The organism is Streptomyces sp. f51, from assembly GCF_037940415.1.
Lineage (GTDB): Bacteria > Actinomycetota > Actinomycetes > Streptomycetales > Streptomycetaceae > Streptomyces.
The window spans coordinates 283,098-303,317 of sequence record NZ_CP149798.1; the positions used below are offsets into that span (position 1 = coordinate 283,098).

Sequence of the window (20,220 nt, forward strand, 5' to 3'; positions counted from 1 at the left end):
CCGCGGCTCAGCGCCGGAACACCGGCCTGGCCCAGACGGGCGGTTCCGGTACGGGCCCCGGGCCGCCCGGCGCGGCCTCGGGCTCCGCGACCGTGCCGGCGCCGCCCCCGGTCACGGGACCGCGTGCGGCGATCCGCAGCGCGCTGACGAAGGCCAGGCACGAGTCGTAGCGGTCGTCGGGGCTCTTGGACAGCGCCTTGGCGAGGACCTCGTCGACGGCGTCCGGGATGCCGGGGCGCACGCTGCTCAGGGCCGGCGGCTGGTCGTACTGGTGGGCCCACAGGAGTGCCATGTCGTCGTCGCGCTGGAAGGGCGGGTGCCCGGCCATCGTCTCGTAGACGACACAGCCGAGGCTGTAGACGTCGCAGCGGCCGTCGACCGGCTTGCCGGAGATCTGCTCGGGCGCCACGTAGTCGAGGGTGCCGACGAACTGTCCGACGCTCGTGAACCCGGTCAGCGACAGGGACTTCTTGGTCAGCCCGAAGTCCGTGAGGTAGACGTGCTCGGGGTGGTCGCTGTCGGTGCCCTGGGCGACCAGGATGTTGCCGGGTTTCACGTCCCGGTGCACCAGACCGTGATCGTGGGCGGCGTCCAGCGCGGAGGCGACCTGGATGCCGATGCGGCCGGCCACCGTGACCGTCAGGGGTCCCTCGCGGTCCAGGAGATGGCGCAGGTCGCGCCCGGCGACGTAGCGCATCGCGATGTAGAGGACACCGTCCGTCTCGCCCGCCTCGAAGACGGGCACGATGTGCGGATGGTCGATCGCGGCGGCCACCCGTGACTCGTGGGTGAAGCGGCCGCGGAAGGTGTCGTTGCGGGCGAGTTCCGGGGCGAGGAGTTTGAGGGCGACCGTGCGGTCCAGGCGCAGGTCCTTGGCCTGGTAGACGACGGCCATCCCGCCGCGGCCGATCTCCCGCTCGATCCGGTAGCCCGCGATCTGGCGTCCGATCAGTTCGGAGGGCCGCCCCGAGAACGGGCTGGTGTCCGGTGCCGAGGGCTCGCCCATCAGCCGTCACCCCGCTCGTACCCCGCGCCGGACATCAGTCCTCGCTCCGGTCGTCGCCACGCTCGTCGCCGTCGAAGGTGACCAGGCGGGTGGGCTCGTGGCCGGCGGGGGGCCCGTCGGGAGGCCCCTCGGGTGCGCCGGTGGGAGGTCCGCCGGGCCTCGACTCCCGTACGATCCGTGTCGGTTCCGCCTGACGCCCGCGCGCCGTGCCCGGCCCCGGCGCCCCGCCCGGTTCGGACACCCGGTCCGGTTCGGGCACCCGGTCCGAATCAGGCGACCGCTTCGGTTCCGGCGTCCGGTCCGGTTCGGACACCCGGTCCGGTTCCGGCGTCCGGTCCGGCTCGGACACCCGGTCCGGTTCCGGCATCCGGTCCTGGCCCCGCGCCTCGTCCCGTTCCTCCGGCTCGGCGTGCGCCGGCTGTCGTTCCTCCTCCGGCCGGTGCGTCGCGTCGCGTCGCGCGGTGGAGGGGGTGCGCTCGGCGGCGAAGGTGCTCAGCCGTGTCCCGTCGCAGTACACCCACCGCTCGTGCTCGCCGTCGTACAGCCACATCGACTCGCCGTCGACCACCACGCCGACCCGGCTGCCCTGCGTCCGGGCCCGGAAGTTCTCGGCCTCGAGCCGCCCGGACGCCAGCTCCTCCGCGGCCTGCCGGTAGTCCGTGAGCGCCTGTTCCACGCGGGCGAGCAGCGGGCGCGGGTCGGCAGTGCGGGCGAGCGGCCGGGTCGCCACCGGCGGCACCTGCGGCACGGCGATCAGCAGCCGGCCGTCGACCCAGGCCGACCAGCCGTTGGCGCAGACGACCCGCCCCCAGTCGCCGAGCCGGTCGACGAGTTCGACGGGCAGGAGCGCGTCCAGGGGAACGGTGGGCCGGGAGGGGTCCGGCGACTCCCAGGCGGACAGCCCGTCCTGCGGGACGACGTGCGTCGGACGGAAGCCGGGGCTCGTCATCCGCGGCTACTTCCGCATGACAGCGGGCTCGTGCCGTCGCAGCAGCAGGGCCACCACCCAGCCGAAGACGACGGAGAGCACGACGAGCATGCCCATGTTGAGGAGCCAGACTCCGGTCGAGTGCCGGAACATCGGGTCACCGGTGAGCTCACCGGGCACGATCCGGGAGAGGCCGATGGTCCCGGCCATGGCGCCCAGGGCCCAGCGGGAGGGGACGAGCCAGGACAGCTGCTCCAGACCGGGCACCCCGTGCAGTTTCAGCAGGGCGCCGCAGAAGACGACCTGGACGATGGCCAGCAGCACCAGAAGCGGCATCGTCACCTCCTCCTTGCGCACCACGGCGGAGACGAGGAGGCCGAGCATCATCGCGGTGAAGGCGAGCAGGGCCACGGCCAGCGTGATCTCCAGGAGCGGTGGCATCAGCACGCCCTTGCCGCCCGGCGCGTTGAGGTCGACGCCGAACAGGGCCACGAGGGTGAGCACGACGGCCTGGAGCACGGTGATGGTGCCGAGGACGACGACCTTCGACATCAGGTACGCCGATCTGGACAGGCCGACGGCCCGTTCTCGCTGGTAGATCGTCCGTTCCTTGACGAGTTCCCGCACGGCGTTGGCCGCTCCGGTCAGCACGCCGCCGACGCACAGGATGAGCAGCGCGTTCATCGCGGAGTCCTGGGTCAGCTTCCCGCCCGCCAGCGCCCGCGCCATCGCGCCCATCACGAACGGCAGGGCGATCATGATGGCGAGGAAGGTCCGGTCGGCCCCGAGGGCGGCCGCGTAGCGACGGACCAGCGTGCGCAGTTGTGAGCCCCAGCTCTGGGCCTTCGGCGGCGGCCCGACGAGCGCTCCGGTGGCCTCGTCCGGCAGTCTCGGCTGCACGGTCGACTTGTCGATGTACTGACGGTGGAACGGCGAGTCCTTGTACTCCCCCGCCCAGTCCCGGTCCGTGTCGCGCTCGAAGGCTTCGAACGCCTCGGGCCACTGCCGGTAGCCGAAGAAGGCCAGGGTGTCGTCGGGCGGTCCGTAGTAGGCGACCTTGCCGCCGGGGGCGAGGACCAGGAGCCGGTCGCAGACGTCGAGGCTGAGCACGCTGTGCGTGACGACGATGACGGTGCGGCCGTCGTCGGCGAGGCCGCGCAACATGTGCATGACCGAGCGGTCCATGCCGGGGTCGAGTCCGGAAGTCGGTTCGTCGAGGAAGAGCAGGGACGGCTTGGTGAGCAGTTCGAGGGCCACGCTGACGCGCTTGCGCTGGCCGCCCGAGAGACTGTGGATGGGCTGGTCGGCGCGTTGCACCAGGCCCAGCTCGCCGATCACCTCGTCCACCCTGGCCCGGCGCTCCGCCTTGGCGGTGTCCTGCGGGAAGCGCAGTTCCGCCGCGTAGGTGAGCGCGCGCCGTACGGTGAGCTGGGCGTGCAGGATGTCGTCCTGCGGGACGAGGCCGATGCGCTGGCGCAGTTCGGCGTAGTCGCGGTAGAGGTCACGGCCGTCGTAGAGCACGGTGCCGTGGTCGGCGGGCCGCTGTCCGGTGAGCGCGTTCAGGAGGGTGGACTTGCCGGCGCCGCTGGGGCCGACGACGGCGAGCAGACATTTCTCGCCGACGGGAAAGGACACCTGGTCGAGGAGCGTCTTGCGGCCGCGGTCCACTTCCACGACGAGATCCTGCACGTCGAGGGAGACCTCACCGCTGTCGACGTACTCCTGCAACTGGTCGCCCACGAGGCAGAAGGCAGAGTGTCCGATGCCGACGATGTCACCCGGTGTGACGAGGGCACGCTCGACGGGCTGGCCGTTGAGGAACGTGCCGTTGTGACTGCCGAGGTCGACGATCTCGTACGTCCCGTCGGGCCTGGCCAGCAGTTCGGCGTGGTTCCTGGAGACGATCAGGTCGTCGATGACGAGGTCGTTGTCGGGCCCGCGGCCGATGCGGACGGTGCGCGAAGGCAGCGGCCGTACGGTGGTCGGCTGTTTGAACGTGCTGGTGGCGGCCGGCATGGACACGGCCGAGGGGCGCTCCGCCGCGGGTGGGGGGCGGCGGACGAGGACGGCGCGCGGGCCGTCGGCGGGACTTCCGAAGCGGATCACGCTGCCGGGTCCGACGCCCCATTCGTGGACGCGCCTGCCGTCGGCGTACGTGCCGTTCGTGCTGTTCTCGTCCTCGAGCGTCCAGTGATCCGCCTGGGGCCGCAGCACCGCGTGGTGCCACGAGACCCGGACGTCGTCGATCACGACGTCGCACAGCGGATCGCGTCCGACGTGGTAATCGTGGTTCGGACTCATCACCGTCGAGCCCGCCTCGGTTTCGAGGACGAGCTCGGGTGCAGTCGCCGCGACCGGCCTCTCTGCCATGCCAGAATTCTAACGATTCGCCCAGATGTGTGCCTGATCAGCACCTGGCGACCGGGACGCGCGGACGGTCAGGCGGCGGAGATGCCGAGCACCGTGGCGGTGCGGTGCATGCGCAGCGCGTCCACCGACTCCGCGAGCAGTTCGTACTCGGTGGTGTCGTCACTGGTGGATACACGGACCAGTTTGCCCGCGGCCAACTCCTCGGCGACCAGCTCCTGTTGATCCGAGTCGCCGCACCAGGCCCGCAGCATCGTGGGGACGTCCGGGACGCTTTCCCCCACCGGCGCGATGGAGTTGGGCGGAAAGGCGGGGTCCTCGGGCTGCGGATCGAGCCGTTCGGCCATCCAGGCCGCCCGGTCCCGCATCCACCACAGGGCCAGCGCGAGCGTCGGCGCGCGATAGGTGCCCAGGGGTACGCCGACTCGCTGACCGCCGCACATTCCGTACGCGGTGACATGGCACAGGAACTCGTCGTGCACGATCTCCCCCAGTGGCGTCGCTCGTCGCCGGTCCGGCCTCGCTTTCCGTGCGGCTCATGGGCGCTGCTCCGTGCAATTGCACAGGCATGGCTGAATTGCCCTACTGATTGAGTATCGCCACTACTGACACACTGTCACCATGTGAATTCGGCCAGTCTCTTGGCATATTCACCGCGGCCGTTGGCCGAAAGGACACCGACGGACTCCCGGGCCCCGGGGGCGTGGCATGACCCGCGAGGTAATCGACGCCCCGCGCGGTGCCCGCCACAGTGGTCACAACGCGTCCCGGAGCGTAACTCGGGCCCGGGACGCGGACCTTGACCATGGATACGTTCCCCGATGGAGGCTGGTTCACCATGTCCGCGAACACCGACCGCTACGAGACCGCCGTCGCCGCCTACTTCGAGGCCTGGAACGCGGAGGGGCGGGACGCTCTGACGAAGGCGGTGGCCGCCGCCTGGGCCCCGGACGGCACGTACACCGACCCGCTCGCCGACGCCCGGGGGCACGAGCGCATCGCGGACGTGATCACCACCGTGCACGAGCAGTTCCCCGGGTTCGTCTTCCGTCCCCTGGGCACCGTCGACGGGCACCACGACACGGCCCGTTTCGGCTGGGAGCTCGTCGACGCGAAGGACGGCTCCGCGCCCGTCGCGGGATCCGACGTGATCGTCCTGGACGACGAGGGCCGGATCCTCAGCGTGCACGGCTTCCTGGACCGCGTCCCGGCCTGACGCGCCGGAGTCCCTGACGCGCACGGGGTACGCGTCAGGGACTCCGGTGCACGCGCGCCGGCGCGTCCGGTTCCGTACGCCCTACGCCTTGGCCAGCGCGTCGATCCGGGCGAGCTCGTCCTCGGTGAAGTCCAGGTTGCCGATGGCCTCGACGCTGTCCTCCAGCTGCCGCGGGCTGCTGGCGCCCACCAGGGCGGAGGTGACCCGGCCGCCGCGCAGGACCCAGGCCAGCGCCAGCTGGGCCAGCGACTGACCACGGCTCTTGGCGATCTCGTCCAGGGTCCGCAGCCGGCCCACGAGGTCCTCGGTGACCGTGTCCGCGCTCAGGAACGGGCTGTCGCTCGCCGCCCGCGAGTCGTCCGGGATGCCGTTCAGATAGCGGCCGGTGAGCAGCCCCTGCTCCAGCGGCGAGTACGCGATGGATCCCACCTGGAGCTCGTCGAGCGTGTCCAGCAGGCCCTCGTCCTCGGGGCGCCGGTCGAGCATCGAGTAGCGCGGCTGGTGGATGAGCAGCGGGGTGCCCAGATCGGCGAGGATCCGGGCGGCCTCACGGGTCTGCTCCGCCGAGTAGTTCGAGACGCCGACGTACAGCGCCTTGCCCTGCTGGACCGCCGAGTGCAGGGCGCCCATCGTCTCCTCCAGCGGAGTCTCCGGGTCGGGGCGGTGCGAGTAGAAGATGTCGACGTACTCCAGGCCCATCCGGCCCAGGCTCTGGTCGAGCGAGGACAGCAGGTACTTGCGCGAGCCCCATTCGCCGTACGGGCCCGGCCACATCAGATAGCCGGCCTTGGTCGAGACGATCAGCTCGTCGCGGTGGTGCGAGAAGTCCGCCCTGAGGGCGTCGCCGAGGGCGGACTCGGCGGCGCCGGGCGGCGGGCCGTAGTTGTTCGCCAGGTCGAAGTGGGTGACGCCGAGGTCGAAGGCGCGGCGCAGGATCGCCCGCTGGACGTCCACGGGCCGGTCGGGGCCGAAGTTGTGCCACAGACCGAGCGACAGCGCGGGCAGCTTCAGGCCGCTGCGTCCGGTGCGCCGGTAGGGCATGTCCGCGTAACGGTCGGGGTGCGGGGTGTACAACGCGTACTCCTGAGAGGCCGGGGAAAACAGGCTGCCTCCACTCTCGCTCGCTCCCGGGGTAGCGGTCCAACGGGAGGATCGGATGGTATTGAGCGATCCCGCTTCTCAATCGGTCACGGCGCCCGCCGTACGGCGCCTACCCTTGCGTTCCATGGAACTGCGTCATCTTCAGCACTTCGTCGCCGTCGCCGAGGACCGGCACTTCACCCGGGCGGCGGAGCGGCTCATGGTGTCGCAGTCGGGGCTGTCCTCGTCCGTCCGGGCGCTGGAGCGGGAGCTCCGGGCGCCGCTCTTCGTCCGCACGACCCGCCGGGTGACCCTCACCGAGGCCGGCCGCGCCCTGTTCGTCGAGGCGGAGCGGATCCTCGCCCAGGTGCGTTCGGCGCAGGACGCCGTGGCCGCCGTGCAGGGGGTGCTGCGCGGCACCCTGTCCCTCGGCACCGAGCAGTGCATCGCCGGCGTGCACTGCGCCCGGCTGCTCGCCGCGTTCCGGCGGCGGCATCCGGACGTGGAGATCCGGCTGCGTCAGGCGGGTTCCGAGGCGCTGGCCGAGGAGGTCGCGGCGGGCCGTCTCGACCTGGCCTTCGCGGTGCGGACCCGGGCCGACTCCGAGCACCTGCGGTCGGTGCCGCTGGCCAGTGAGCCGATGACCGTGCTCTGCCACCCGGGGCACCGTCTCGCGACCGCCGCCGTGGTCACGCCCGAGGAACTGGGCGAGGAGGCCTTCGTCGACTTCCACCCCGACTGGGGTCCGCGGCGCACCACCGACGCGGCGTTCGCGGCGGCGGGTGTGCAGCGGACGGTGGCCCTGGAGGTCAACGACGTCCACAGCCTCCTGGAGCTCGTCCACGAGAGCCTCGGGGTCGCCGTCGTACCGCGCCACTTCGGTCACAAGCCGGAGGCCCGCGACCTCACCGCGCTGCCGTTCAAGGGCGTCTCGGAGGGGTCGTACGAGACGGTCGCGATGCTGCCGCCGCAGGAGGCGACGAGCCCCGCCGCGCGGGCCCTGATGCTCCTGCTCGAAGGTCCCGGGGAAAACGTCTGAGCCGTTGCGGGCGCAGGGACGGGCGCGATGCGCGATGGTGGTCCCATGCTTGCCAAGGACATCCTCATCGACGGATTCGGCCGCGTCAGGGAAGAAGTCCACACCGCTGTCGGCGGCCTCGCTCCTGAGGGCCTCAACGCCCGCCCCGGCGAGGACGCGAACTCGGTCTCCTGGCTGGTCTGGCATCTCACCCGGGTCCAGGACGACCACGTCGCCGACGCCGCCGGGACGGAGCAGGTGTGGCTCACCGGGGACTGGGCGAAGCGCTTCGGGCTCGACCTGCCACGGGCCGACACCGGATACGGCCACACGTCCGCGAAGGTCGCCCGGGTCCGGGTGGAGTCGGGCGACCTGCTGCTCGGCTACTACGACGCCGTCCACGAACGGACCCTGGAGTTCATCGGCGGACTGGCCGCCCATGACTTCGAGCGCGTCGTGGACGAGCGCTGGGACCCGCCGGTGACCCTCGGCGTGCGTCTGATCAGCGTCCTGTCCGACGATCTCCAGCACGTCGGACAGGCCGCCTACGCACGCGGGCTGGTTCAGATGTCGTAGCCGGGGAGCACGACGTCCTCGATGAGGGCCGTGCGCTCGTCGAAGGGGATGAACGCGCTCTTGACCGCGTTCACCGTCACGGTCCGCAGGTCCTCGAGACCCCAGCCCGCCTCCTCGACGAGCAGCGACATCTCCCGGGTCATGGTCGTCCCCGACACCAGCCGGTTGTCGGTGTTGAGGGTGACGCGGAAGCCGAGGTCGCGCAGGGCGGTGATGGGGTGGTCGGCGATGGACGTCGCCGCGCCGGTCTGGAGGTTGGACGTCGGGCACATCTCCAGGGCCATCCGGCGGTCGCGCACCCAGCCCGCGAGGCGGCCGAGCTTGCCGTCCACGATGTCCTCGGTGATCCGGACGCCGTGACCGATGCGCTGGGCGCCGCAGACCTGGAGCGCCTGGTGGATGCTGGGCAGACCGTGCGCCTCGCCCGCGTGGATGGTGAACGGGACGCTCTCGCGGCGCAGGTGCTCGAAGGCGGCCAGGTGGTCGGCGGGCGGGAAGCCGTCCTCGGCACCCGCGATGTCGAAACCGACGACCCCGGCGTCCCGGAACGCCACCGCGAGGTCCGCGATCTCGCGGGTCCGGTCGAACATCCGCATGCCGCACAGCAGGGTCCCGACGCGTACGGGGGTGCCCGCGGCGGCCGCCTTCGCCATACCGGCCGCGAGGCCCTCCTGCACCGCCTCGACGACCTCGGGCAGGGTCAGCCCGCCGTTGACCATGAGCTCGGGCGCGTACCGCACCTCGCCGTAGACGACACCGTCCTCGGCCAGGTCGAGGACGTACTCCTCGGCCGTGCGCAGCAGGCCCTCGCGGGACTGCATCACGGCGAGGGTGTGCTCGAAGGTGGCTATGTAGCGGACCAGGTCGCCGGAGTTGGCGGCCTCGTAGTACCAGTCGGCCAGTTCCCGCGGGTCCGTGGTGGGCAGGGTGTGGCCGACGGTCTCCGCGAGCTCGACCAGGGTGGCCGGGCGGAGGCCGCCGTCGAGGTGGTCGTGCAGGACCGCCTTGGGCAGGCGGCGGATCGTGTCGATGTCGATGCGGGGCGCGGTCATGTGCGGTGTTCCTCGGCAGGTGGGTCGGAGCGGGAGGTGGAGGGGTGAGCGGCCGTACGGGAGCCTGCGGGACCGTACGGAAGGGTGCGGGACCGTTCGGGCGGTCAGGTCAGCCCGCGGGCTGGAGCAGGTCCCAACGGTTGCCGTACAGGTCCTGGAAGACGGCGACCGAGCCGTACGGCTCGTGGCGGGGCTCCTCCAGGAAGGTCACGCCCGCGGCGCTCATCCGGGCGTGATCGCGGGCGAAGTCGTCGGTGTACAGGAAGAAGCCGACCCGTCCGCCGGTCTGGTCGCCGACGCGGCCGCGCTGCGCCTCGTCCTTGGCCCGGGCGAGCAGCAGCCCGGTTCCGCCGCCGCCCGTACCCGGCTCGACCACGACCCAGCGCGAGCCGTCGGGCCGCGCGGTGTCCTCGACGAGGTGGAAACCGAGGGCTTCGGTGTAGTGGCGGATGGCCTCGTCGTAGTCGTCGACGACGAGGGTGACCAGGGCGATGCGTCTCATCGGGCTCTCCAGGGTTATACGTAACACGTAGGGTACGACATTCCCCGGCACGCCTCGCGGACCGGTCGCGCTCGCCACGCCGCTCACGGCCCGGCGGCAGGAAACCGATCTTCGCCGGGCGATACGGGAACGATCCCCGCCGCCAATCGTCTACAGTTGTGTAGACGAAATCGACGAGGCAGGCGACGCAGGTGGCGTCGGCGGAGTGTGCCGCCGCGTGCCCGTGTCCGCCGTGGAAAGGGGCCACGCCCATGTCAGCCGTCCCGGGCGTCGCACCCGCGCGCGCGGCCGAGGCCCTCACGGCCCGGCCGTGAAGCGCCACGGCACCAGCGACCTCGCCGCGTCGACCGCGGTGGGGAGTCTGGTCGCGTTCGTGCTGCTGACGCTGATCGTGACCGGTCGCGAGGGCGCTCCCCTGCTCGTCGACTCCCAGCTGGCCTCCTGGTCGGTCGCGCACCGCCCGGACATGGCGCTCGCCCTGGCGCGCGGTGTGACCTACACCGGCACGGGAGCCGTCCCGTACGCCCTGGTCGTGGCGGCCGGTCTCCTCCTCGGACGGACGACGCGACAGCGGGTCGGCGCCGTGGCCGCCTGCGTGGGCGTGCTGGCGGCCGCACAGGCCCTGCGGTTCACTGTGATGTCACTGGTCGCCCGGCCGCGGCCGCCCGTGGCGGACTGGGCGACCCATGCCTCGGGCTGGTCGTTCCCGTCCGGTCACACCACCACCTCGGCCGTCACCGCGGGAGTGCTCATCTTCGCGGTGATCGCCCGCGCGCCGCAGTCCAGAAGGGCTCTGGTGCTGCTCGTCGGCTGCTGGGCCGTGCTGGTCGGCCTCTCCCGTGTCTACCTGGGCGTCCACTGGTTCTCGGACGTCGTGGGCGGCTGGCTGTTCGCCGTCTGCTGGCTGAGCCTGCTCCTGTACGTCCTCACGCGCTTCCTCCCGTCCACCTACTCCGCGATATCGGCGCCCCGTCTCCGCCCAGGCCCCACGACGGAAGAGCGCCCCGATGCACCGCAAGCAGCGCAAGCACCAGGCCATCACCCAGGTCCCGGTGAGGCCCGTGAAGCCGGCGAACCGGACGAGCCCGGCGACCCCGGCGGCCCCCAGGACCCCCGCGACCCGCACGACGTCCCTCCTCACGCTGCTCCGTAGCCACCTCGGCTGGGCGGTGAGCGGCGCCTATCTGGCCGCCGCGACCGTGCCCGCCCCGGGCCTGTGGCTGCGCCGCACCCACTGGCTCGGCGCCTCCTCGTTACCCGGAATCCCCTTCACGACGGCTCCGTTCCTGCTGTCCCTGGTCCTGTTCACGGCGGGACTGCAAGTGCCGCTGAGCGAACTGCGCGCGCTCGTCCGCCGTCCCACGGCGCTGCTGACGGGCCTCGTCCTGCACCTGGTGGCACCGCTGCTGATCATCCCGGGCGTGGCGTTCGCGCTGCGCCAGTCACCCGACAGCGACGGGGGAAGCGGGCTGGTCACGGCGATGATCCTCATCGTCGCGATGCCGGTGGCGGCCGGGGCCACGGTGTGGACCGGCAAGGGGGAAGGCTGCCAGCCGACGGCGGTGGGCCTGGTCCTGGCGTCCACCCTCGTCAGTCCGCTGACCCTCCCGGTGACACTGGCGGCCCTGTGCCCGCTGCTGCACGGCCCGTACGCGGGCTCGCTCGCGGAGGCGGCCCGTACCGCCGGCAGCGGATTCGCCCTCACGGGGGTACTGCTTCCGTGCGGCGCGGGAATCCTGTGCCGGCTGGTGCTGCCGGGCCGCCCTGCTTCCCTCCTGGTCGGCACGGCGGCTCCCGCGGCGATGCTCGCCTCACTGCTTCTGACCTACGTCAACGCGAGCGGAGCCCTCGGACCGTTCCTCGCGCACCCCGAACCGGTCCTGTTCACCGCCGCCGTGAGCGTCGCGGCCGCCGTCTGCGGACTGTCGTTCGCGCTGGGCCTGGTCACCACCCGCGCCCTGCGCCTCGACGCACCGGCGGGAGCGTCGGTCACCCTGGCCTGCGGCATGAACAACAGCAGCGCGGGCGCCGTCCTCATCACGACGACACTCCCCGACCGGCCGCACGTCCTGCTCCCGGTGCTGGCGTACAGCCTGTTGCAGAAGGCGGCCGCGGGCCGAGTGGTACGCGCGGGCCGCCACCCTCGCCGACCGTTCTCGTCACGGTCATGGGCCGGACGCCGCCATCGGACCGGCAGCCCGGCCCGTCGTGGCCCCCGATGAGCGCACCCGTCTATCTCGCGTGCTCCGCCCGCCGTGCCGCCACGACGAAGGCGTCCACCGCCGCCAGGTACGCCTCGGCGGCACGGCGGAAACCGTCGGCCTCTCGGATGTCGCGCTCGGCTGCGGCAAGGCGGGCGTATGCCTCGCCCGTGGCCCCGTGGACGGCGTTCGCCGCCGCCACCGGACCGGGGTGGCATTCCAGCGAGACGACCGCCAATGCACGCAGGAAGGGGCCGTAGGAGTCACGGAGTTGATCCCGGAGCTCAGCGAGGGAAGCCTGCCGCGCCGCCTGGTCCTCGACATCCAGATACTTGGGGATCCGGCGGTACAGAATCCCCATGTCGTTGGCCTCCTGGATGAATTCCAGCTGCGTAGCCCTGCGCGCCTCGCGTTCTCGGGCGACGTGCTCGGCCTCGGCGGTGGCCTGGGCCTGGACACGAGCGGCCTGCGCGTTGCCCTTGCTGGTGACCCAACTGGCGACCACCGCCGTGCCGGCGGTCAGTACGGCCACCCACAACGCACCGTTGTCCATGACTCGAAGTGTGTGGCACCTCTGGTCAGTTGCCTAGTGCGCGAGGAGTTGCCCAGCCCGTTCGGCCGCGGCGCGAGCCCCACGTCGTCGATGCGTCCGGGCGCGGACTCCGTGGGACTCCCGGCCTCCTCCCCGCTACGGATACACGTACGTGTTCAGCGTGTTCACCGCCGACATCGGGTTGCCCAGGTCGTAACGGTCCACGGCCAGGTAGTTGGGCTTCTTGCGGGCGGCCGGTTCGCAGAAGCGGCGGGCGCGGTCCGCGAGTTTGGTGTTGTCCGTGCTCGCGGTCCCGGACATGGTGGCGTCGCGGAAGTGGTTCATGACGAAGAGGGGCCGGAAGCCCGGCTCGGTGCGCGTGAGCGGTACGTTCGTGTCCGCGCCGTACCAGCGGCTGTAGCAGGACCAGTCGGAGGAGCCGAGGCCCGAGCCCATGGACCAGTAGTTCTCGACGGTCCACTCGCGCTGGTACATGACGCCGAAGCTGTCCCGGGTCAGTCCGGCGGACTCGTCGGAGGCGCGGCTGTGGTCGGTGAAGATGAGCAGGCGGTGCCCGGCGGCGGTCAGGTCGGCCAGCTTCGGCCAGCCGTGCTCGCGCACGCCCGTCTGATCCGGCCGGTACAGCACGTCGGACAGGCCGTTCACCCGGGCGAGCTCGGCGCGCAGGACGCCGGGATCGACGTAGTCCTCCAGGAACACGGTGACGAACTGGTCCGGGTGCTGCTTGAGGAAGTCGACCATGCGCTGGAGGTCGACCCAGAGCGCCACCGGCTTGCTGACCAGGGTGCAGCTGTCGTGGCAGAGGATCGCGCCGTCGGGCGTCTGGTGCAGGTCGAGCATGAACCCTCGCACACCGTCGGCGAGTTGCTGGTTGATGCCGCGGCTCTGATTCGGGAAGAAGTTGACGAAGGGCGGGGCGAATCCGCCGTCCACGCCGTTCGCGTAGGCGTTGTGGGCGGTCAGGAACGTGACCTGGTCCAGCGTGCGCTGGTCCTGGGCCGGCATCGGCCGGGTCTGGGGCGTGACCGGGGTGAGGTACCAGGAGGCGAGGCTGCCCGGCGAACCGATCGCCAGCTGGGCCGGGTAGTTGGAACCCGAGGGCTTGTCGGTGACGGTCAAGTAGCTGTTCGTTCCGGGGACTTTGAGTGTGTACTGGTCGGCGCCGCTCGGCGTCACCTCCCAGGCCGCGTCGGCGCTCGTACAGGCGACGGTACGGGCCTGGTCGCCCGAGCGGCCCAGACAACTGCCCGCGGTGTCGGCGCTTTCGAGCACGGAGGAGGAGCCGCTCTGGCGGAGGGTCCACTGCTGGTGGTCCTCGTTGCCCCTCGGGTTGTGCTGGACGACCGCCCCCGAACTGTCGGCGGCGTTCAGTCCCGTGACGGCGCTCTGGACGTAATAGGCGCCAGGGGCGGGGACTTCGGCGGCGCCGGCGGGCGCGGGGACGGCGAATACGGATCCCAGTACGGCGGTGGCGGCGAGCAGGGAGCGTCGGCTCGGTCTCATGGCACGTGATCCCTTCCTGTGGGGAGCATGAGCATGCCATGCAGACATACGCCGGTGGGCATCGGCGGACAGCCGGGGTACATATCGCGTCAACGGGCGTCGGTGAGGGCAGGAGCACGGGTCGCCGCAGCGTTCACGGCGTCCTGTCTACCGTCAACACGGCGCCACCGCACCGCAGTTGGCGATTCCGTGAGGTCAGGGGGCTAGCGCGTGCCGGGGTGCTCGATCCGGGTGACGAAGGCGGCGAGGTCGGCGACCACCCGTTCGGGCTGCTCCCAGTGGACGGAGTGCCCGGTCTCCGCGTAGGCGAGGAATTCGGCGCCGTGGACCGCGTCCAGAATGGTCTGCTGGTCCTCGCGCGGCAGGAACTCGTCCTGTTCACCCCAGATGACGAGCGTGGGCACCAGGATGCCGCCGAGGGTCGCGCGGAGATCGGTGTCGAGGAGACCGCGGGCGGTGTCCTTCCACACGTGCGCGGGCGGCTTCAGGTTCTCCTCGATCATCGTCTCGACGAACCCCCGGGCGATCGGCCGGGCCACCGTGTCCGCCAGGAAGTCCTCCACGAAGGCGCGCGGCACGGGATCGGACAGGGTCTCCATGGCGCTCACCAGTCCGGTGACGGCCGGTTTGTCCGCGAGAGTGCCGGGGACGCCGAGCAGCACCAGTCCGGCGATGCGGTCCGGATGGCTGCCGGCGACGATCCGGGCCGGTACGCCGCCGCTGGACGCCCCGACCAGGACGGCGCGGGGGACGTCCACGGCGTCCAGGAACGCCACCAGGTCGGCGGCGAAGTCGTCGGGCGCGTAGCCCTCCGGCGGCCGGTCGGCGTCGCCGTGCCCGCGCTGCGTGGGCGCGTAGCCGTGCAGGGACGCCGGCAGGCGCCTCAGCAGGGGCTCGAAGGACCACCAGGAGTCGGCCAGACCGTGCACGAAGACGACCGGCGTACCACTGGGGTAGCCGGCTTCGGCGTACGGGAGGGCGAGCCCTTCCCGCACCTGCGCGGACTTCAGGGAGATCACGGTCACGGCACCCTGCCTCCTTCCACCCGGCCACCGGTGTCCGGGAACCCGGGAGCGGAGCACGAGCGGCGATCACTTCCGACAGTACCGAGCGGCGGCACGCGCCGCGCTGCGAACCGGTCCGCCCGCACCGTTCGAATGAACCGGAGTACGCGCGGGCGCACGCCGGTCCTGGTCGGTGAGGACCCGCTCCCGCTCCGTCGCCGGGAACGGTTAGGGTGTCCGTCGTACCGGACACGGGGTGCCCCGTCCGAGGGCTGAGATCACACCCGTCGAACCTGAACCAGTTCGTACTGGCGGAGGGATGTCTTCCATGCCATTGGCGCATGTTTCCGGCGGGCTGCCCGCCGACGGCCGGCCCGCCGTCTTCGACGGGCGGATGCCCGCGGCACCCGGCGACCTGCGGGTGGAGGGGCACGGCATCGAGCCGGTCCCCGAGAGCAACCGGTACGGCGGCGCCGGCCGCCTGTTCACCGTGTGGTTCGCCCCGAACCTGACGATGACGGGCGTGTTCACCGGCACCATCGGGATCGCGCTCGGCCTGGACTTCACCACCGCCCTCGCGGCGGTCGTCCTCGGGACCGTGCTCGGCGCGCTGCCGACCGCCGCTCTCAGCACCTGGGGCGGACTCACCGGCACCGGCCAACTCCCGCTCGCACGGCTCGCGTTCGGCCGGGCGGTGGTCCTGCCCGGCACGCTCCAGTGGCTGTCCTCGGTCGCCTGGGACGCGTTGATCGGCCTGTTCGGGGGCGATGCGCTGGCGCGGCTGTGCGGCTGGCCGTTCTGGGTCGGCGTGCTCGTCATGATGCTGGCCCAGGGCGCTCTGGGGGTTCTCGGCTACGAGGCCATCCACCGCCTCCAGATCGTCATGACGTTCGTGCTCGCGGTCGCCTTCGCGGTGATCGCCTGGCGGATGCTCGACGGGGTCCACCCCGCGACGACCGGATCCGCGGCCGGTGCCGACCGCGCGGGCGCGTTCGTGCTCACCAGCACCATCGCCCTGAGCCTGTCGCTGTCCTGGGCGCCGTACGCGTCGGACTTCAGCCGCTATCTGCCCCGTGGCACGTCCCGCCCGAAGATGTTCTGGTGCACCCTGCTCGGGCTGGTCACGTCGTTCGTCGCCGTGCAGGTCCTCGGTCTGTGGGGTGCGTCGGTGCTGACCGACCAGACGGCTGCGGGCGTGGACGCCCTGCTGGGCGGCGGTGCCGCCGGCGCGTTCGGGCTGCTGGCGGTGGCACTGGCCGCGGTGTGCAGCAACGCGATGAACGACTACAGCGGTTCCCTCGCCCTCCAGACGCTCGGTGTCCGGATACCGCGTCCGGTGGCCGCCGCCCTGGCCGCCGCGCTCGGCTTCCCGCTGGTGCTGTGGATGCACGCCGCCGACACCACGGCGCGGTTCCAGAACGTGCTGCTGTTCGTGGGCTGTTGGATCCCCGGGTTCGTCGCGATCGTGGTCGTCGACTGGATCGCCCGCAGGCGGGAGCGCGGCGGCGCCCCGCTCGACATCGCCGCCGAGACCGCCCCGCCGCGCTCCGGACCGATCTCGCTCGTGGCGTTCGCCGGGGCGTTCGGCGCGGCCGTGCCGTTCATGGACACGAGCCTGTACGTCGGACCGGTCGCCGACGCACTGCACGGAGCCGACCTCTCCTACTACGTGGCGTTCCTCGTCGCCCTCGCCCTGTACGCACCGCTGCGGTTGCGCCGTCGCGCCTGAGGGCCACCCCGCCCGTCGCCCAGCCGGCCGGGGGCCCGTGCGCCCGCGGCCGTACCCGAGAGGAACACCTCGCATGACCACACCGCCCCGCGTCCTGACGATCGCCGGATCCGATTCCGGCGGAGGCGCAGGAATCCAGGCCGACTTGAAGACCATGCTCGCGCTGGGCGCTCACGGGATGAGCGTGCTCACCGCCGTGACGGCACAGAACTCCGTGGGCGTGCAGGGGGCTTGGGAGCTGTCCGAGGACGCGGTGCGGGCCCAGTACCGCAGTGTGGTCGACGACATCGGCGTGCAGGCCGTCAAGACGGGGATGCTCTCGTCGCCCGGACTGGTCACCGCCGTCGCCGAGTTGCTCTCCGACGTGGGCGCCCCGGTCGTCGTGGACCCGGTGAGCGTCTCCAAGCACGGGGACCGGCTGCTGGCCGACGACGCGCTCGACGCCGTACGGACCCGGCTGCTGCCGCGGGCGACGGTGGCCACCCCGAATCTCGACGAGGTCGCCCAGCTCACCGGGGTGGAGGTGAGCGACGAGGCGGGTATGCGCCGGGCCGCCGGGGTGCTGCTCTCCTTCGGCCCGCGCTGGGTACTGGTGAAGGGGGGTCATCTGCCGGGCCAGGCCGTCGATCTGCTCACCGACGGAACCGACGAGCACTGGCTGCGCGCGCCGCGTCACGACAACCGGCACACGCACGGAACGGGGTGCACGCTGGCCTCGGCCGTCGCGGTGGGACTGGCCGAGGGCCTCGCGGTACCGGAGGCCGTACGGCGGGCGAAGGCGTACGTGACCGCGGCGATCGAGGCCGGTTTCGCGCTCGGGGCCGGCATCGGTCCGGTGGACCACGGGTGGCGACTGCGCGGGACCGGCTGACCCCGGCGCGGCCCGAGGTCCGAGACCGGAAGCCCGACTCGCGTCGCCCGACGCGCGACGCCGTACTCGCGCCGCACAGCGCCCAGCCACCGACACCTGACGCGCACGCAAGGCCGGCCCCGCGCCGCGCAGCCCCCAGCTTCCGACGCCTGGCTCCCGGCGCCCGCGCCTACCCTCCCCGCGCCCGACTCCACGCTCCCCGCGCCCGATGCCAGGCACCCGATTCCACGCTCCCGGCACCCGTTCCGCGGACCGGCGCAGCTCCTGGCCCGGACGCTGAACACCCCGGCCCCTCCCGTGCGTACTGATCGGCACAGCGACAGTCGTCTGCTCTCCCGTCAGGTACGCGGACAGGCAGATCCGGATCCAAGGAGCACACCATGAAGGCGACCGCGCAGATCGGCGTCACAGGGCTCGCGGTGATGGGCCGCAACCTGGCCCGCAACTTCGCCCGGAACGGCTACACCGTCGCCGTCCACAACCGCACCCCCGCGCGCACGAAGGCACTGGTCGAGGAGTTCGGCCACGAGGGGGCCTTCGTCGCGGCCGAGACGGCCGAGGACTTCGTGGCGGCGCTGGAACGCCCCCGCCGCCTCATGATCATGGTGCAGGCGGGTGCGGCCACCGACGCCGTCATCGAGGAGTTCGCCCCGCTGCTCGAAGACGGCGACATGATCATCGACGGGGGCAACGCCCACTTCTCCGACACCCGCCGCCGTGAGCAGTCGCTGCGCGAGCGCGGCATCCACTTCGTCGGCGCGGGGGTGTCCGGCGGCGAGGAGGGCGCCCTCAACGGACCGAGCATCATGCCCGGCGGCTCCCCGGAGTCGTACGCCTCGCTGGGCCCGATGTTCGAGTCGATCAGCGCCAAGGTGGACGGCGAGCCCTGTGCCACGCACATCGGCACCGATGGCGCCGGTCACTTCGTCAAGATGGTGCACAACGGCATCGAGTACGCCGACATGCAGCTGATCGGCGAGGCCTACGACCTGCTCCGCCGCGTCGGGGGCTACACCCCGCCGCAGATCGCGGAGATCTTCCGGCGCTGGAACAAGGGCCGCCTCGACTCGTACCTGATCGAGATCACCGCCGAGGTCCTGGCCCACACGGACGCCTCCACCGGGCAGCCGTTCGTCGACATCGTGGTGGACGCCGCGGGGCAGAAGGGCACCGGCCGCTGGACCGTGCAGACCGCCCTGGACCTGGGCTCCCCGGTCACCGCCATCGCGCAGGCGACCTTCGCCCGCGCCGCCTCCAGCCAGGACGGGCTGCGCGCCGCCTACCGCGGACTTCCCGGCGGCACGCACTGGGACCTGACGGGAACCGAGGCCGAGCGCTTCACCAGCCAGGTGGAACACGCCCTGTACGCCTCGAAGCTGATCGCCTACGACCAGGGCTGGAAGATGATCCTGGACGCGGCCGCCGAGTACGGCTGGGACATCGACCTCGGCGAGGTCGCGAAGATCTGGCGCGGCGGCTGCATCATCCGCGCCGCGTTCCTCGACCGGATCCGCGCCGCGTACGCCGTCGACCCGGGCCTGGTCAGTCTGCTGTCCGACGCGGGCTTCGCCACCGAGATCAAGGACGCCCAGGTCCCGTGGCGCGAGGTCGTCTCCACGGCCACTCGCAGGGGCGTGCCGGTGCCCGCGTTCTCCGCGGCGCTGTCCTACTACGACACCCTGCGCGCCGACCGTCTGCCGGCCGCCCTCACCCAGGGCCAGCGCGACTTCTTCGGCGCCCACACCTACCGGCGCACCGACCGCCAGGGCAGCTTCCACACACTGTGGGGCGAGGCGTCCCGCGCGGAGACCGAGATGCTGTGAGGCGTGTGGGGCGGTGAGTGAACGCGGAGCTGGCCGCGCATCCGAGGTGCCGGATGCGCGGCCCGCTCCGTCGTGACCACTGGGCCTCAACCGGACGTCCCGCAGGGTTCTTCGACGCCGGTCACGCGTCCGTGCCGGCCGGGGTGCCGATGGCCCTCGTGCCCTCGGCCCCGTCCAGGGCGCGTTCGGTCCGCCTCGGTGTCAGGAGGGCAGGTCGGCGCCGTACGGCGTGATGCCTCCGACGAGTTCGCGTCCGGTGACCAGTTCGGACGCGATGCGGATGAAGACGTCGCGGGGCGAGGCCACCCAGGAACGCGGGCCGGTCCGGGTGAGACGGTCGTGTTCGGCGGGATCGTCGACCACCAGGGCACGGCCCGTCACGACCACGCTCCAGCCGGAGTGGGCCGCCGCGTCGACCGCGTCGGCCTCGAACGCGACCACCACGCCGTCGATGGAGCGGGCCAGTTCGGAGTCGGCGGCGGTCCGCAGTACCACGGCGGACCCGGCGTCCAGGCTGAAGGTGACGGGCAGGACCGCCGGCAGGGCGTCCCTCGTGTGGACGACCCGGCCGACGGCCGCGTCGCCGAGCCGGTCCAGGCACTCCTGCCGGCCGAGTTCACGGAAGCCGTCTTCGGGATTCATCGGCGGAGCCACCTCTCACGCGTCGGGGCGACACAGCAGCGCAGCGACATACCGTTCAGATTCCGGCGAGCGGCGCGGCGGGAACAGGGTCCGATGGTCCCGGGCGGCCGGAGAACGGCCGCTTCCCGGGATCCATCGGCGGGCCCCCG

General features: G+C 71.9%; 19 protein-coding genes and 1 riboswitch. Of the genes, 8 read left to right on the forward strand and 11 right to left on the reverse strand.

From position 1 onward, the window contains the following. Nucleotides 1-7: 7 nt before the first annotated feature. The 4 genes from WJM95_RS01270 to WJM95_RS01285 all read right to left on the reverse strand — a co-directional run bounded on the left by WJM95_RS01270 (nt 8) and on the right by WJM95_RS01285 (nt 4,783). Nucleotides 8-1,006 carry a serine/threonine-protein kinase gene (locus WJM95_RS01270; RefSeq protein WP_339127568.1) on the reverse strand — a complete coding sequence of 333 codons (999 nt, stop codon included), beginning with the start codon at nt 1,004-1,006 and terminating at the stop codon, nt 8-10. Between the two features lie 34 nt (nt 1,007-1,040). After that, nucleotides 1,041-1,955: a hypothetical protein gene (locus tag WJM95_RS01275; protein ID WP_339127569.1), complete on the reverse strand. Its 915-nt coding sequence runs from the start codon at nt 1,953-1,955 to the stop codon at nt 1,041-1,043. A 6-nt stretch (nt 1,956-1,961) separates the two neighbouring features. After that, complete coding sequence (locus WJM95_RS01280) at nt 1,962-4,304, reverse strand: FHA domain-containing protein (protein WP_339127570.1); 2,343 nt, start codon at nt 4,302-4,304, stop codon at nt 1,962-1,964. Between the two features lie 68 nt (nt 4,305-4,372). Then, nucleotides 4,373-4,783 (reverse strand): hypothetical protein, encoded by a 411-nt coding sequence (locus WJM95_RS01285; protein WP_339127571.1) that lies wholly within the window; start codon nt 4,781-4,783, stop codon nt 4,373-4,375. A gap of 356 nt (nt 4,784-5,139) precedes the next feature. Here WJM95_RS01285 and WJM95_RS01290 point away from each other — a divergent pair, with 356 nt between their 5' ends. Beyond that, complete coding sequence (locus tag WJM95_RS01290) at nt 5,140-5,517, forward strand: nuclear transport factor 2 family protein (RefSeq protein WP_339127572.1); 378 nt, start codon at nt 5,140-5,142, stop codon at nt 5,515-5,517. An 81-nt stretch (nt 5,518-5,598) separates the two neighbouring features. On the opposite strand, the gene mgrA is transcribed toward WJM95_RS01290, so the two are convergent. Then, nucleotides 5,599-6,591 carry an L-glyceraldehyde 3-phosphate reductase gene (mgrA, locus tag WJM95_RS01295; protein ID WP_339127573.1) on the reverse strand — a complete coding sequence of 331 codons (993 nt, stop codon included), beginning with the start codon at nt 6,589-6,591 and terminating at the stop codon, nt 5,599-5,601. Nucleotides 6,592-6,742: 151 nt separating this feature from the next. Between mgrA and WJM95_RS01300 the strand changes: the two genes are divergently transcribed. Next, entirely contained in the window at nt 6,743-7,636 is an 894-nt protein-coding gene (locus WJM95_RS01300; RefSeq protein ID WP_339127574.1) for a LysR family transcriptional regulator, read from the forward strand. Between the two features lie 45 nt (nt 7,637-7,681). Further along, nucleotides 7,682-8,191: a DinB family protein gene (locus tag WJM95_RS01305; protein ID WP_339127575.1), complete on the forward strand. Its 510-nt coding sequence runs from the start codon at nt 7,682-7,684 to the stop codon at nt 8,189-8,191. Here the strand turns inward: WJM95_RS01305 and WJM95_RS01310 are convergent. Both WJM95_RS01310 and WJM95_RS01315 read right to left on the reverse strand, forming a co-directional pair. Then, the gene (locus tag WJM95_RS01310) at nt 8,179-9,243 is read right to left on the reverse strand and encodes an adenosine deaminase (protein WP_339127576.1); all 1,065 of its coding nucleotides are present in this window, start codon (nt 9,241-9,243) and stop codon (nt 8,179-8,181) included. The two genes, WJM95_RS01305 and WJM95_RS01310, sit on opposite strands and share 13 nt — an antisense overlap. Before the next feature lie 109 nt (nt 9,244-9,352). After that, nucleotides 9,353-9,745, reverse strand: a complete 393-nt coding sequence (locus WJM95_RS01315; RefSeq protein WP_339127577.1) for a VOC family protein — start codon at nt 9,743-9,745, stop codon at nt 9,353-9,355. Nucleotides 9,746-10,055: 310 nt separating this feature from the next. Here WJM95_RS01315 and WJM95_RS01320 point away from each other — a divergent pair, with 310 nt between their 5' ends. Beyond that, on the forward strand, nt 10,056-10,898 hold the full coding sequence (locus WJM95_RS01320; RefSeq protein ID WP_339127578.1) for a phosphatase PAP2 family protein: 843 nt from the start codon (nt 10,056-10,058) through the stop codon (nt 10,896-10,898). A 16-nt stretch (nt 10,899-10,914) separates the two neighbouring features. Further along, on the forward strand, nt 10,915-11,967 hold the full coding sequence (locus WJM95_RS01325) for a sodium-dependent transporter (RefSeq protein WP_339135288.1): 1,053 nt from the start codon (nt 10,915-10,917) through the stop codon (nt 11,965-11,967). A 10-nt stretch (nt 11,968-11,977) separates the two neighbouring features. Here WJM95_RS01325 and WJM95_RS01330 read toward each other — a convergent pair whose 3' ends face one another. The 3 genes from WJM95_RS01330 to WJM95_RS01340 form a co-directional block, all read right to left on the reverse strand. Beyond that, nucleotides 11,978-12,499, reverse strand: coding sequence for a hypothetical protein (locus WJM95_RS01330; RefSeq protein ID WP_339127579.1), 522 nt, complete (start codon nt 12,497-12,499; stop codon nt 11,978-11,980). A gap of 135 nt (nt 12,500-12,634) precedes the next feature. Further along, nucleotides 12,635-14,002: a phospholipase gene (locus WJM95_RS01335; protein ID WP_339127580.1), complete on the reverse strand. Its 1,368-nt coding sequence runs from the start codon at nt 14,000-14,002 to the stop codon at nt 12,635-12,637. 203 nt (nt 14,003-14,205) lie between these two features. Then, nucleotides 14,206-15,027 (reverse strand): alpha/beta hydrolase, encoded by an 822-nt coding sequence (locus WJM95_RS01340; protein ID WP_339127581.1) that lies wholly within the window; start codon nt 15,025-15,027, stop codon nt 14,206-14,208. A 221-nt stretch (nt 15,028-15,248) separates the two neighbouring features. After that, nucleotides 15,249-15,343: riboswitch (TPP riboswitch) on the forward strand. Between WJM95_RS01340 and WJM95_RS01345 the strand changes: the two genes are divergently transcribed. The 3 genes from WJM95_RS01345 (at nt 15,335) to gndA (ending at nt 19,429) form a co-directional block, all read left to right on the forward strand. Continuing rightward, nucleotides 15,335-16,735, forward strand: a complete 1,401-nt coding sequence (locus tag WJM95_RS01345) for a cytosine permease (RefSeq protein ID WP_339127582.1) — start codon at nt 15,335-15,337, stop codon at nt 16,733-16,735. It overlaps the preceding riboswitch by 9 nt. A 73-nt stretch (nt 16,736-16,808) precedes the next feature. After that, nucleotides 16,809-17,606, forward strand: a complete 798-nt coding sequence (thiD, locus tag WJM95_RS01350; protein WP_339127583.1) for a bifunctional hydroxymethylpyrimidine kinase/phosphomethylpyrimidine kinase — start codon at nt 16,809-16,811, stop codon at nt 17,604-17,606. Nucleotides 17,607-17,986: 380 nt separating this feature from the next. Beyond that, nucleotides 17,987-19,429 carry an NADP-dependent phosphogluconate dehydrogenase gene (gene gndA, locus WJM95_RS01355; RefSeq protein ID WP_339127584.1) on the forward strand — a complete coding sequence of 481 codons (1,443 nt, stop codon included), beginning with the start codon at nt 17,987-17,989 and terminating at the stop codon, nt 19,427-19,429. A gap of 201 nt (nt 19,430-19,630) precedes the next feature. On the opposite strand, the gene WJM95_RS01360 is transcribed toward gndA, so the two are convergent. Next, on the reverse strand, nt 19,631-20,071 hold the full coding sequence (locus WJM95_RS01360) for a pyridoxamine 5'-phosphate oxidase family protein (RefSeq protein ID WP_339127585.1): 441 nt from the start codon (nt 20,069-20,071) through the stop codon (nt 19,631-19,633). Nucleotides 20,072-20,220 lie beyond the last annotated feature (149 nt).